Here is a 13,562-nt window from a genome sequence, read left to right on the forward strand (position 1 = left end):
TGCAAAAGTAAGAAATCTTAAAGAAGATAGAAAATGTATAACAAAAAGAGAGAAATACTAAATTATTTTCAATATATAATCAAAATTTAATGCAATTTTTATAATAACAATAATTTGAACAGCTTTAAAATAATAAATTAACAATATTATGCTTAATAAGGAAGCTGCTATTTATTTAGATTGTCTCTAAATTCTATGATAGGACGCTCAAAATAAGCATATAAAATATAAGACAATACAAAAGAGGCAATCCAAAAAATTATTAGAATAATTAATTTGAAAAGGATTGAACTATGCTCTAGACTAACAAAATGTTTTAAAGTTAATAACACTATAGAATAATTAACTAAATACAATGAATATGACCATAAACTTATTTTGGTCACAAAATTTACTTGTTTGGTTTTCCAAGTTGAAAACACAGGAAAAAACAATAAAATACTTATTGAAACTAATGGTAAATACCAAACATTGAAAAAGAAAGAAAACTGATTAGGTTGCAACTGATTTTTATAAATGAAATAATGAAGTCCTAAAAATAAAACACTACCAAAACCAAAGCTAAACCATTTGGTTTTGGACCAAAACTGAGCATAGTAATAGCTTATAAATGCTCCTAAAAATCCAAAGTAAATACTATCAATTCTGGTAAAAACTACTTTACGTAGCGAATGACTCCAATTAAAATCCTGAGGAATATTTGTATAACTATTGTGAAATATTAGCTTATTTACAATGAAGTATACTATCACTAAAGTTGTCATTAATAAAAACATCCATTTATTAAGGTTTTTAAAAATTAAAGCAAAAAGCATTAATAATATTGGTCCTAATAGATAAGCAAACTCCTCAATAGTTAAACTCCAAGATTCTGTGAAAAAATCAGGCATTTCATCAAAGACATTTTGAAGAAAAAAGAAATATTTATACAACTGGTTTGGGATTTCATTTTTATAAAAAAAAGCTAACCCAATATTTATTAGTAAAATTAGGTAGTAATTAGGTAATGTACGCAACCAACGTCTTATCCAAAACTGTAAGAAATGTTTAGGTTTAGTTCGATTACTTTCTATGTGCTTTATAAGAATTGTGCCTATTAAAAACCCGCTTAAGACAAAGAATATGTCTACTCCAATTGTACCAAAAAACTGGATAAATCTTAGTACTACAGCTTCAGAATTTGGAAACAATAAAATTGTAGAGTGTGAACAAAGTATAAGTAAAATAGCGACTGCTCTTACAACATCTAAACCAAAAACACGGTTTTTATATGTTGTAATCGCTTTCAAAATATAATAAAGAGTTTTTAGTACTTATTGCGGTAAATCTTAATTAGTACAATAATAGCATAAAAAAGTGCAGCAAACTCTACAAAAGTCCCGATGGTTAAAATTACATTTCCGTATGGCCAATGTTGTATTTTAAATAATGCGCCAACAATTGTTAATCCAAAACCAAGGAGTAATAAAATTAAAGGGATTAAAAACTTTTTCAAACTCATGGTTAAAATAAATCTTTAATTATTTCTTCTATAGTAACACCTTCTGCTTCTGCTTTGTAATTTTTAATCATTCTATGACGTAAAATACTAGTTGCAACAGCTTGTACATTTTCTATATCTGGTGAAAACTTACCATTTACAGCAGCGTGTGTTTTTGCTGCTAAAATTAAATTTTGTGATGCTCTAGGTCCTGCGCCCCAATCTACGTATTGCTTTACTAAGTCTGAAGCTGCATTGCTATTTGGTCTTGTTTTACCAACCATTTTCACAGCATATTCTATAACATTATCTGCAACAGGTATACGTCTAATTAATTGCTGAAAATCTGTAATTTCTTGTGCTGTAAATAGTGCATTTACTGTTGGTTTGGCATCTGTTGTTGTTGCTTTTACCACTTGCACTTCTTCTTCAAAAGTTGGATATTCTAAATTAATAGCAAACATAAAACGGTCTAATTGTGCTTCTGGTAATGGATAGGTTCCTTCTTGCTCAATTGGGTTTTGTGTTGCTAATACAAAGTATGGTAAGTTTAATTTGTAATGATGTCCAGAAACAGTTACTGCTCTTTCTTGCATCGCTTCTAAAAGTGCTGCTTGTGTTTTTGGTGGCGTACGGTTAATCTCGTCTGCTAAAATAATATTAGAAAATATTGGTCCTTTAATAAATTTAAACTGTCTATTTTCATCTAAAATTTCGCTACCTAAAATATCACTTGGCATCAAATCTGGCGTAAACTGAATGCGTTTAAAATCTAATCCTAATGCTTGAGAAATAGTATTAACCATTAATGTTTTTGCTAATCCTGGTACACCTATTAATAAGGCATGACCACCAGAAAATATAGAAATTAATATTTGGTTAACTACATCGTCTTGACCAACGATTACTTTGGCTACTTCTTGTTTTAAGCTATTATATTTTGAGACTAGATTTTTTACTGCAGTTACGTCTGACATGTATGTTTTATTTTTTTAACCAATTACTTTTAAAATCGCAGTTTCTGTATGCACTACTAATTTTAATATAAGTTTCATCAATTTTTTCTTCTTGCCAATCTTCGATTGCTTTAAGACGCTTTTCGTTTAAAGCTAATTCTTTAATTTTTAAATAATCACGTGCATAATCTGCTACATGCTCATCCGTTCTATCTGTTACCGTAACTAATTTAAACTTAATAGCTCCTGTACGATCTTGGTCTGTAATAACAGGACTAATTTCGTTATTTTCTAATTCTTGGATTTGCCCATATAATTCTGGATCCATTTTTGTTAGCTCAAAATTATAATCCTGTGTTTGTGGATTTATTAATTGCCCGCCTTGAAATTTAGTTTCTTTTTCGTCACTAAATTCTTTTGCTGCTTCTGCAAAAGTCATATCTCCGCTAACAATAAGCTCTCTTACTTTTTCTAATTCTTTCTTGGCTTCTTCTATTTCTTTTTCAGACACTTTAGGCATTAATAAGATATGACGTACATCGTATTCTTGACCTCTAATTTTTTCTAAGTAAATAATATGGTAACCATAGTCTGTTTTAAATGGTTCTGAAATTTGTCCTTCTTGTAATGAAAAAGCAACTTCTCTAAACTCTTTTACCATACGTGGTTTACTTCTGTCTAAAGTATATAATCCACCTGTTTTTTTAGATCCACCGTCTTCTGTGTATAATACCGCTCTACTAGTAAAACTTTTTCCTTCTTCTTCTACTTGTTGTTTAAATTCGTTTAATCGATCTATAACACGTTGTACTTCTTCATCAGATACTTTAGGCTCTATAACTATTTGTGCTACTTTAAGTTCTGTTCCAAAAGTTGGACGTTCTTCTTTTGGAATTTTATTAAAAAACTGACGTACTTCTTCTGGCGTTACTTCAACTTCATCAATAATTTTCTTTTTCATTTCAGTAGCTAGCATGTTACTTTTATTGATTTCGAACATTTCTTCTCTAAAGCTAACTTCGTCATCTTTTCTGTAAAACTCTAAAAGCTCTTCCATGCTTCCGTTAGTTTGCTGCAAAAATTGATTGATTTGTTGGTCTACTCTAGATCTAATTTCGGCATCATTAACATCAATACTATCTTGTATAGCATGATGTGCATACAATTTATCTTCTAAAAGTTTACCAAATAATTGACAACGATCAAAATTTGCCATAGATGCACCTTGATCTTTTAATTGTAACATGGTTTTATCAATATCGCTATCTAAAACTATGTAATCTCCTACTACTGCAGCTACACCATCGATTTTTGTTGCACCAGAATCTGTAACAGTATCTTTGCTTACTTCTGGTTTTGTTTCGTCTATAATTTCTTGTGCTACACTGGTACTAGCTACTGCAAATAAAAACGTTAATACATATAACGCTTTAGGTTTAATTGTAAATTTCAAATTGTTTGTTGTTAATGGCATCTTTCTTAATATCCTTTTCTAATTGCTTTATTAATTCCAGCTTGCGTTTATTGATAACAATCTGGTTAATAGTTGGCTTTACGTATTCTAACGGTGCTGTACTGTTGCGCAACAACACGTCATTTATTTGCATCAAATATAGTCCTAATGAATCTTTGAGTTGTATAAAATTAGATTTTTTTAACAATTCGTCTTTATTTTCAATAGTTACTACTGGAATTTTATTGATGGCTTGATCTAATCTAATCCAAACAGAGTCGTTTAAAGTGAAGGATTTAAACTGAATTGCTATCGAGTCTAACTCTTTCTTATCCTTAGTATTAAATCGTTTAAACTTTTTCTTTATATCTTCTAAATCTAAACGATTTGGTTCTACGTTTATGTATCTAAATTTGATTAAATTTTCGTTTAATTTAAAGGCTTCTTTATTGCTTTCGTAATACGTAGATGCAGCTTCTAATGACACTACGGTATCTAAGTTTTTAGCAACCAAAGCTTCTAAATATGCTTTACTATATAAATCGTTTTTGTATTGTTGAACTAAACGATCAAACTTTTCTAATTTTTTATCACTTAAATTAACTTCTGCTCCTTGTACCAAGAGTTGTTGGGTTGCCCATTGATTAATAAAATTATTTGCAAAAATTGTACTGTCTTCTACCGAAAGATTTTCGGGTAATGCTTTTTTTAAATCTTCATTAAAAAGATAAACATCATTAACTCTAGCTATAGCTTCTTCTTCCTCTGTAGACCTAAAATAATCGCAAGATTGAAAGAGGCTTAAAATTATTGCTATGTATATATATTGCTTCAAATATGTATTAATTTAAATCCTGTTTTACTTGTTTTAAAACGTCTTTATTAAGCTTGACTTTGTATTTATTAGAAAGCTCTTCTAACCACTTTTTTTCTTTATACTCTTGAAAATCGCTAATCACATTTCCTTTTGCTTCTTCAAAAGTTTTTTGTGTTTTGGGTAATACCGTATTGACTTTAACAACACTGTAAGCGTCGTTGTGCTTAAAGACTTTAGATGTGCCTTTTTGCATATTAAAGTCTTTTGGCAATGCTTGATGAGAAGTTGTAACTGTATCTTTTATAAAGCTTACACTAATATTTTTTTCTGAATTTATTTTTTGTTTTATAACATCAATGCTAGTATTATTTTCTAACATTTTTGCTACTTTTTTTATGTCTTTTTTGTTTACGGAAGATGCTATTATAACATCTGCTCTAGCATCAAAAAAGTATTTATCTTGATGTTGTTTGTAATAATTTGCTAACCCAATACTATCTTCTCTAGCAGCATTCCAAACTTTAGACTCCATTAAATCAAATAATAAAAGTCCGTCACGATATTCGTTTAAAATATGTGCGTATTCTTCGTTTTCAAACTCTAAATTATCTTCTTGATACTGTATTAGTTTAGACTCTAAAAACATTTTATAATTACTTGCTACTAATTTATCAAATGGTTGTCTAGCTTGTCTACGACGTTGTGTATTATATAAAAACTCTGCAAATTCTTTATAGGTAACTTCTTTATCTTTTATAGTAAACAACACCTTTTTGCCCTCAAAATTTCCTGGTGTGTTCCAAGATCTTTGGTAGTAATTTTCATTTAAAATTGAAGTAAAGTAACGCAAAGCTTCTGGATTATCTTTTACATTATACTTTTCTTTTAAATTGTTTATTCTGGAGTTGTTTATAACAACAGATCTAGAATCCTTTTTTACTTTAGCTTTTAGCTCGTTTTCCATCTCCTTAAAAGTAGCTAACCCTTTTTTGTCTATTAACTTAACAATATGGTAGCCAAATTCTGTTTTAAAAGGTTCTGTAATTTCTCCTTTTCTTTCTAAACCAAAAGCTTTTTCTTCAAAAATCTCTGAGCTTAATTGTCCTGCAGAAAAAGTATTTAATCTACCTCCTTTTTTGCTAGAGCTTTTATCTTCTGAAAACTGTTTTGCTAACGCTTCAAAGTCTTCTCCTTGCTTAATTCGTTTATAAATATCATTAATACGCTCTTCTTGAGACTCAGAATCTTGACTATCCTTATTTGTAAGCATGATATGAGCAACTGTGACTTCTCCTCTATTTTCTCTTTTATCGTTAACATAGACAATATGATAACCAAATTGTGTTTGAAAAGGTTGTGACCATTCGCCTACATTGGTATTATAAGCTGCTGTTTCAAATTCGTACACCATTCTAAACGCAGTAAAATAACCTAACTCTTCTGCAAAAAGCGTACGACCGTTATGTATGTCTTTTTTAACAGCTTCAAAACCTTCTTCTAACACTCTATCTCTTAGTTTGTTTATCTCTTCTTTAGCTAGTTTAAGCTGTTCTTCTGGAGCGTTTTTGTCTATTTTAACTAATATATGACGCGCATCAACCTCTTGGGTTAATCTATCGTAAGCTTCTTTTATAAGCTTTTCTGTAACCTCGTTATTACTTAAAAAATTAGATGAAAGCTGTCTTTTATAACTTTCAAATTCTCTTAAATAAGCTTGTTTTTTATCTAAACCTAAGGCTTTAGCCTCAGTTACTTTTAGTTTATATTTTATGAAAAGATCAAGGTAATTATCTATGTCTTTTTGAGACTCATCTTTAACCAATTCTAAATTCTTTTTGTAAACTCTTACAAATTCTGATGCATAAACAGGTGTTTCGTTTACAGTAAATAGAACTTGTTTTTCTTGCGCACTGACTTTACAAAATGCTAAAAAAACTATGACTATTAAAGCAATTAAATGTCTTGATTTCATATGAATTGAGACTTGTTTTTTGAAGTACATGCAAAAATAGCAATATTACCTAATTACACAAGTTTAAAATGGTAACGCTAGTAGCTAGTTTTTTAGTATTAATTAATAGTGAATAAACTATTTAAATTAACTATTTATCAACACGAAAACGTTTGAGTTAAAGGTATTCTTATTTTTTAACCATTATAATAATATATTTATAAAAATTTAACATTTATAACATGAAACATATTTACTTTTTTTCTCTTTTGTTTTCTATTAGTTGTATAACTAAAGCACAAGAAACTCTGACGTTTTCTAGTTACAACGGAAACACCACTACACTAACTGCAACAACAGCAACAGTTAATGATGAAATAACTATTGTTTTTGAAGATCAAGATATCATCAATAACTTTTATTCTGATGGACAAGCTTTCATCCACATGTATGGTGGTTTAGATACCGATAGTGGAAGTTTTCAAGGTGCTCCAGGATTTAGTGATCTTGCATCACAACCGCAATTAACATTAGTTCCTACAGATACAGATGTTAATGCAGGACCTAATACCTACAGCATTACTATTAATCTCGCTCAGCTATATACTGGTGTCCCTAACGGCACTATGGTTTATGGATTTAACTTACTTTTTCAAAACCAATTTGGTGGCGGTGGCAATAACCAAACAGTAGATTTTTATATAAATCTAGTTGATGCAGAAAAAGACAGCACACTTAGCACAACAGACAACAATATTAAAAACGCTAGTATAAAAGTTATATCTAACGAGTTATTGATTAATAATTACAATGGAGATTTAAACATCAAAGTTTACGACATTTTAGGGAAAATTGTTGACAATAACGCAAACATACAGGTTAACAATTCATACAAACACGCATTAGATCTACCAAAAAACAACATCTATATAGTAGTTTTAGAAACAAAAGATATGACCAAAACCATTAAAGTATTATTGTAGTTAATCCTACAATACTGGTATTTTGCATAATAAAAGTGATTGAAATTTTTTCAATCGCTTTTTTTTTATACTTTAATTTAGAAATTGAAATTTGATGCTAAGTTATACTTCTGAAATACTAATTAATAAACCTATTACTACTTGCTTTACAGAAATTGTTAACCTTGATAGTATGAAGCATTGGCAAGAAGGCTTAATTAGTTTTGCGCATATCTCGGGTACACCAAGAAAAATAGGTTCTACTATTCAACTTAATTATCAATTTGGTAAACGAAAAATGGAACTTACAGAAAGTGTTACCCACAGAAAAGATAATCATTCTATTCATTTTAATTTTGATACTAAAATGATGCATAACGTGCAGCAAAATTTCTTTGAAATTATAGATGATGATACTACAAAGTGGATTAGTCACAATCAATTTTTACCAAGAAATTTCACTTCAAGAATAATGCTTTTTTTAATGCCCAAAGCATTTAAAAAACAAAGTAAAAAGTACTTAATTAACTTTAAAAACTACGTAGAAAACGGCACCTCAATAATTAAAAAATAATGAGACAATTAAAACTAATTTGGGATTTTAGAGGTCCTGATGCTTTAAAAATTGCAGAACACCATGTAATACATCTTAAAGAATATATAACTCTTCAAAACACCAATCTAAACATTACTGGTTATCAAGAATTATCACCCATGCACAGCATTGCTTTTATGGTTGTTGATGAAATTGAAATGAAACCAATACGTGATGCTTTAAAACCACATCGTGGACAGATTTATAATCCGTAATACCTCTTTTATTGAATCACAATACAATCCAGCTAATTAAAATATACAGTTTAAGTCTGTTAAGTATTTTTTGTTATTACTTATTGGATACGACAACTGTAATACCTACAATTTTAGAGAAGACCAAAAACTCCAAATACCAAGGATTTCTCACCTTTTTCTTTTCAGGATTTATTAAATATGGTTTATTAGCTATTGGAATTTTATCAATTGTAATTGTTAGTTTTTTAGTGATTAGAAAACAGTTTCTAACAAAACACAAATAAAAAAGCACAACAATTATGTTGTGCTTTTTAACTATCTATTAATAATTAAAATTATCTTGAATAATTTGGTGCTTCTTTAGTGATTGTAACATCATGTGGATGACTTTCATTAATTCCTGAAGATGTTATTTTTACAAATTGTGCAGACTCTTTTAAAGTTGCAATATCTTTTGCACCGCAATATCCCATACCAGCACGTAAACCACCAATAAATTGATGTATACTTTCGTAAAGTTCTCCTTTGTAAGGCACACGACCAACAATTCCTTCTGGGACTAATTTTTTAATATCGTCTTCTACATCTTGAAAATAACGGTCTTTACTACCTTGTTTCATCGCTTCTACAGAACCCATACCACGATAAGACTTAAACTTACGTCCTTCGTAAATAATAGTTTCTCCTGGACTTTCTTTTGTTCCGGCTAATAAAGATCCTAACATTACAGTATCTGCACCAGCTGCAAGAGCTTTAGGTATATCTCCTGTATATCTTATACCGCCATCTGCTATCACAGGAACACCTGTTCCTTTTATTGCTGCAGCAACTTCTAAAACAGCGCTAAACTGAGGGAAACCAACACCTGCAACAACACGTGTTGTACAAATAGATCCTGGTCCAATTCCTACTTTTACTGCGTCTGCACCAGCTTCTACTAAATATTTTGCAGCTTCTGCTGTTGCTATATTACCAACAATTGCTTCTAATTGAGGGAATTTTTTCTTTATTTCTTTTAAAACATTTACTACACCTTTTGTGTGTCCATGTGCTGTATCTATAACAATTGCATCTACACCTGCATTAACTAACGCTTCTGCTCTATTTACTGCATCACCTGTTACTCCAATTGCTGCAGCAACACGTAATCTTCCGTAGTTATCTTTATTAGCAATAGGCTTTTGAGTAACTTTGGTGATATCTCTAAACGTAATTAATCCTTCAAGTTTATCACCTTCTACAATTAAAAGCTTTTCAATTTTATTTTGCTGAAGTATTTTTTCTGCGTCTTTTAAAGACGTACCAACTGGCGCTGTTACTAGATTTTCGCTAGTCATTACTTCTACAATTGGTCTGGAATTTTGATGCTCGAAACGTAAATCTCTATTAGTTACAATACCTTTTAATTTTCCTGTGGCATCAACAATAGGAATACCTCCAATACTATGCTCTTTCATAGCTTGTTTAGCATCTGCAACAATTGCTGTGGTTGGCAAGGTTACTGGATCTATAATCATACCGCTTTCGGCACGTTTTACTTTACGCACTTTAGTCGCTTGCTCTTCTATGGTCATGTTTTTATGCAACACACCAATACCACCTTCTCTAGCCATAGCTATTGCCATACGACTTTCGGTAACTGTATCCATAGCTGCAGAAACTATAGGTACATTAATAGTTATATTTCTTGTAAATTTTGATTGAATATTGACTTCGCGTGGAAGTACTTCAGAAAACGCTGGAACTAGTAGGACATCATCGTAAGTTAATCCTTCGCCTACTATTTTATTGTTGTGTGCTGTCATGTTGCAATTAGAATTAATTGCGCGTAAAGATACGACTTATATATGAAACTATCTCGAAATTTTTTCTCTTATAAAATCTTTCCGAAAATTATCTTTATTTATTCTAAATAAGTTTTGAAAAACTAAAAATGAGTATTATTTTTGCACGCTGAAAACAAATTATTTTTAATCAGTCTAAATAAATGAGAACTAAATTTTTATTCTTCATCTTATTAATTACTAGTAGTGTAATAGCTCAAAACACAAAAGATTCTATTACCAACAATACAGATTCTATTCAAAAATTAGAAGAAGTTTTAATTAAAACAAATGTAATATTTGGTAACAAATACATGGCAAAAAACCGCACAGGTTCTGCATATTACATTTCGCCAACAGAATTAAAAAAACTAGGTTACACAGATATTAACCGTGTTTTAAAAACTGTTCCTGGTGTAACCATTGTAGAAGAAGATGGTTTTGGTCTACGTCCTAACATTAGTTTAAGAGGTACTTCTCCAGAACGTAGTGCAAAAATTAGCTTAATGGAAGATGGTGTATTGATTGCTCCTGCACCATACAGTGCTTCTGCTGCTTATTACTTTCCTTCTGTTGCACGAATGGAAGCTGTAGAAATTTTAAAAGGTAGTAGCCAAGTGCAATATGGTCCTTTTACTTCTGGTGGTGCTATAAATATGGTGTCTACACAAATTCCTGATCATTTTTCTGGTAGAATTAATGCCTCTTACGGAAGCTTTAACAGCGGACAAGTTTATGCGTCTGTTGGAGACAGCAACAAAAATTTTGGATATAATGTTGAATATTTAAACTTTAATTCTGATGGATTTAAAAATCTATTAAACGGTGCAAATACTGGGTTTGACAAGAATGACGTTGTTGCTAAATTTAGATTGAACACAGATAAAGAAGCAAAAATTCAACAAAGTTTTGAAACTAAATTTCAGTTTGCAGATGAAGTGTCTAATGAGACCTACCTAGGATTAACAGACACAGATTTTAAGAATAATCCTTTTGATAGATACGCAAGTTCTCAAGAAGATAAAATGACTAATGAGCATATTCAATTATTATTAACTCATAACATTGAGTTTTCTAAAAATTTCGCCATTACAACCAATGGTTACTTTAATAGATTTGAAAGAAACTGGTATAAATTAAACGATATTACAGCTAATGGTGATAATGTAAGTATTGCTAACATTGTATCTAATCCAGATTTATATCCTACCCATTTTAGTTACATGACAGGTTTAGAAAACTCACCAGCAGATGCTTTAACGGTTAAAGCAAATAACCGTAAGTACATTTCTAAAGGTGTTCAAACTAAATTAGATTATCATTTTTATGGTGAAAACACATTTCATGATATTGAACTAGGGTTAAGATATCACTATGATGAAGAAGATCGTTTTCAATGGAAAGACTACTACAGCATTGAAAATAATTCTATGCAATTAACCACTAAAGGTATACCTGGTACAGATGCTAACAGGATTAGTAGTGCAAATGCTTTTGCTTCATACATTATGTATAAGTTTAAATATAAAAACTTAACATTAACTCCTGGTTTACGTTACGAAAACATTGTGCTTAAACGTGAAAACTATGGTACAAGTGATATAAGCAGAACAGGTAGCAATTTATCTGTAAGAGAAAACAAAGTAGATATTTTTATTCCTGGTATTGGTTTTAATTACAAATTCAATAACAACTACTCTGTTTTTGGTGGAGTACATAAAGGATTTTCGCCTCCAGGAAATGAAGATGGTCAAAAACCTGAAGAAAGTATTAACTACGAGTTAGGTTCTAGATTTAACTTTAAAGACATTCAAGGTGAAGTTGTTGCCTTTTACAACGACTACAGCAACCTTTTAGGTAGTGATCTTGCTGCTAGTGGCGGAACAGGTAGTTTAGATGTGTTTAACGCAGGAGAATCTACCGTAAAAGGACTAGAAGTTCTTTTAAATTATGATGCACTTCAAAATAACACCAACTTTTCTTTACCTATTACTGTAGGTTACACTTATACTGATACTGAGTTTTTAAACAGTTTTGGTAGTGATGATGGTATTTGGGGAACTGTTTCTGAAGGAGATGAAATACCATATATTGCAAAGCATCAATTAAATGCAAGTATTGGTTTAGAACACAAAAAATATTCAATTAACTTAAACGGAAGATATAACGGTGCTTTTAGAACAGTATCTGGTACTGGATCTATTCCTGATAATCAAAAAGTAGAATCGGCTATCGTTTTAGATTTAGCTGGTCGTTACCATATCACTTCAAAATTAAGTGCAACAGCTAACATTATTAACCTACTAGATAATGAATACGCAGTATCAAGGGTACCTGCAGGATTAAGACCTGGTCATCCTTTTGGTATCTATGCTGGATTAGAATTTCAGTTTTAAAAAGTAAAAAATTAGTTAAAAAAAAAGAGCTTGTAAAATATACAAGCTCTTTTTTTAATGATAAAAATTGAAAATTTTACTCGCCTCATTATATGCGCTTTCAAAAGACATCGCATTTAGGTCATGCGCCTTTTTTGTAGTTAGATAAGAAAAGACTTTTTCTGTTGGCATATTTCCGGTTAATTCATCTTTAGCCATAGGACAACCACCAAAACCTTGTATAGCTCCATCAAAACGTCTACAACCTGCATTATAAGCTGCATCTACTTTTTCAAACCATGTACTTGGCGTAGTGTGTAAATGCGCACCAAATTCGATATTTTGATATTTCGGAATTAAATTTGAAAACAGATAATCTATATTTTCTGGATTAGATGTACCAACCGTATCACTTAAGGATAAAATTTCTACACCCATTTTACTTAACTTTTCTGTCCACTCGCCTACTATTTCGACATTCCAAGGATCACCGTAAGGATTTCCGAATCCCATGGAAATATAAACTACAACCTTTTTATTAGATTGATCTGCTGTATTTAAAATATCGTTTAACAAGTCTACAGATTGTGCTATTGTTTTATGCGTATTACGCATTTGAAAGTTTTCTGAAATAGAAAAAGGATAACCCAAATAATCAATTTCTGGATGTTGACAAGCATCTTGAGCACCACGTAAATTTGCTACAATTGCCAATAATTTACTTTTGGTTTTGCTTAAATCTAATTGCGCTAACACTTCGGCTGTATCTACCATTTGAGGTATAGCTTTAGGTGACACAAAACTTCCAAAATCTATCGTATCAAAACCTACACGTAATAAAGATTGTATGTACTGTACTTTTTTTTCGGTAGGAATAAATTGCTTAATGCCTTGCATGGCATCTCGCGGACATTCGATTACTTTAACTAAGTCGTTTTTCATGGTCTTTCAAA

The 13,562-nt window shown here is 30.7% G+C and carries 12 protein-coding genes; 4 read left to right on the top strand and 8 right to left on the bottom strand.

Annotated elements, in window-relative coordinates; genetic code table 11:
- Window positions 1-167: 167 nt before the first annotated feature.
- Genes FHS04_RS04925 through FHS04_RS04950 form a run of 6 tightly spaced genes read right to left on the bottom strand, consistent with a single transcriptional unit; the run spans window position 168 to window position 6,678 of the window.
- Window positions 168-1,289, bottom strand: coding sequence for an acyltransferase family protein (locus tag FHS04_RS04925; protein WP_181256123.1), 1,122 nt, complete (start codon window positions 1,287-1,289; stop codon window positions 168-170).
- A gap of 17 nt (window positions 1,290-1,306) precedes the next feature.
- Window positions 1,307-1,501 (bottom strand): GldL-related protein, encoded by a 195-nt coding sequence (locus tag FHS04_RS04930; RefSeq protein WP_106679600.1) that lies wholly within the window; start codon window positions 1,499-1,501, stop codon window positions 1,307-1,309.
- 2 nt (window positions 1,502-1,503) lie between these two features.
- On the bottom strand, window positions 1,504-2,457 hold the full coding sequence (locus FHS04_RS04935; protein WP_106679598.1) for an AAA family ATPase: 954 nt from the start codon (window positions 2,455-2,457) through the stop codon (window positions 1,504-1,506).
- Window positions 2,458-2,464: 7 nt separating this feature from the next.
- Complete coding sequence (locus tag FHS04_RS04940; protein ID WP_106679596.1) at window positions 2,465-3,910, bottom strand: peptidylprolyl isomerase; 1,446 nt, start codon at window positions 3,908-3,910, stop codon at window positions 2,465-2,467.
- The gene (locus FHS04_RS04945; protein ID WP_106679594.1) at window positions 3,873-4,724 is read right to left on the bottom strand and encodes a peptidylprolyl isomerase; all 852 of its coding nucleotides are present in this window, start codon (window positions 4,722-4,724) and stop codon (window positions 3,873-3,875) included. The genes FHS04_RS04940 and FHS04_RS04945 overlap by 38 nt, the downstream gene beginning before the upstream one ends.
- Before the next feature lie 7 nt (window positions 4,725-4,731).
- Window positions 4,732-6,678: a peptidylprolyl isomerase gene (locus tag FHS04_RS04950; protein ID WP_106679591.1), complete on the bottom strand. Its 1,947-nt coding sequence runs from the start codon at window positions 6,676-6,678 to the stop codon at window positions 4,732-4,734.
- A 221-nt stretch (window positions 6,679-6,899) separates the two neighbouring features.
- Between FHS04_RS04950 and FHS04_RS04955 the strand changes: the two genes are divergently transcribed.
- The 3 genes from FHS04_RS04955 (at window position 6,900) to FHS04_RS04965 (ending at window position 8,429) form a co-directional block, all read left to right on the top strand.
- Window positions 6,900-7,640, top strand: a complete 741-nt coding sequence (locus FHS04_RS04955; RefSeq protein WP_106679589.1) for a T9SS type A sorting domain-containing protein — start codon at window positions 6,900-6,902, stop codon at window positions 7,638-7,640.
- 94 nt (window positions 7,641-7,734) lie between these two features.
- On the top strand, window positions 7,735-8,193 hold the full coding sequence (locus tag FHS04_RS04960; protein ID WP_106679586.1) for an SRPBCC family protein: 459 nt from the start codon (window positions 7,735-7,737) through the stop codon (window positions 8,191-8,193).
- Window positions 8,193-8,429 (top strand): hypothetical protein, encoded by a 237-nt coding sequence (locus FHS04_RS04965; RefSeq protein WP_036227340.1) that lies wholly within the window; start codon window positions 8,193-8,195, stop codon window positions 8,427-8,429. Before FHS04_RS04960 ends, FHS04_RS04965 begins: the two co-directional genes overlap by 1 nt.
- Before the next feature lie 317 nt (window positions 8,430-8,746).
- Here FHS04_RS04965 and guaB read toward each other — a convergent pair whose 3' ends face one another.
- Window positions 8,747-10,216 (bottom strand): IMP dehydrogenase, encoded by a 1,470-nt coding sequence (guaB, locus tag FHS04_RS04970; protein ID WP_106679583.1) that lies wholly within the window; start codon window positions 10,214-10,216, stop codon window positions 8,747-8,749.
- 182 nt (window positions 10,217-10,398) lie between these two features.
- Here guaB and FHS04_RS04975 point away from each other — a divergent pair, with 182 nt between their 5' ends.
- The gene (locus FHS04_RS04975; protein WP_106679581.1) at window positions 10,399-12,630 is read left to right on the top strand and encodes a TonB-dependent receptor family protein; all 2,232 of its coding nucleotides are present in this window, start codon (window positions 10,399-10,401) and stop codon (window positions 12,628-12,630) included.
- A 54-nt stretch (window positions 12,631-12,684) separates the two neighbouring features.
- Here FHS04_RS04975 and FHS04_RS04980 read toward each other — a convergent pair whose 3' ends face one another.
- Window positions 12,685-13,551, bottom strand: a complete 867-nt coding sequence (locus tag FHS04_RS04980) for a hydroxymethylglutaryl-CoA lyase (RefSeq protein WP_106679578.1) — start codon at window positions 13,549-13,551, stop codon at window positions 12,685-12,687.
- Window positions 13,552-13,562 lie beyond the last annotated feature (11 nt).

It is taken from the genome of Mesoflavibacter zeaxanthinifaciens subsp. sabulilitoris, from assembly GCF_014191595.1.
Classification (GTDB): Bacteria; Bacteroidota; Bacteroidia; order Flavobacteriales; family Flavobacteriaceae; genus Mesoflavibacter; species Mesoflavibacter zeaxanthinifaciens.

What these genes read in the sequence shown, in the direction of transcription:
- FHS04_RS04930 (WP_106679600.1), bottom strand. Translation starts at nt 1,501, where the DNA reads ATGAGTTTGAAAAAGTTTTTAATCCCTTTAATTTTATTACTCCTTGGT.
- FHS04_RS04935 (WP_106679598.1), bottom strand. Translation starts at nt 2,457, where the DNA reads ATGTCAGACGTAACTGCAGTAAAAAATCTAGTCTCAAAATATAATAGC.
- FHS04_RS04940 (WP_106679596.1), bottom strand. Translation starts at nt 3,910, where the DNA reads ATGCCATTAACAACAAACAATTTGAAATTTACAATTAAACCTAAAGCG.
- FHS04_RS04950 (WP_106679591.1), bottom strand. Translation starts at nt 6,678, where the DNA reads ATGAAATCAAGACATTTAATTGCTTTAATAGTCATAGTTTTTTTAGCA.
- FHS04_RS04955 (WP_106679589.1), top strand. Translation starts at nt 6,900, where the DNA reads ATGAAACATATTTACTTTTTTTCTCTTTTGTTTTCTATTAGTTGTATA.
- FHS04_RS04960 (WP_106679586.1), top strand. Translation starts at nt 7,735, where the DNA reads ATGCTAAGTTATACTTCTGAAATACTAATTAATAAACCTATTACTACT.
- FHS04_RS04965 (WP_036227340.1), top strand. Translation starts at nt 8,193, where the DNA reads ATGAGACAATTAAAACTAATTTGGGATTTTAGAGGTCCTGATGCTTTA.
- guaB (WP_106679583.1), bottom strand. Translation starts at nt 10,216, where the DNA reads ATGACAGCACACAACAATAAAATAGTAGGCGAAGGATTAACTTACGAT.
- FHS04_RS04975 (WP_106679581.1), top strand. Translation starts at nt 10,399, where the DNA reads ATGAGAACTAAATTTTTATTCTTCATCTTATTAATTACTAGTAGTGTA.
- FHS04_RS04980 (WP_106679578.1), bottom strand. Translation starts at nt 13,551, where the DNA reads ATGAAAAACGACTTAGTTAAAGTAATCGAATGTCCGCGAGATGCCATG.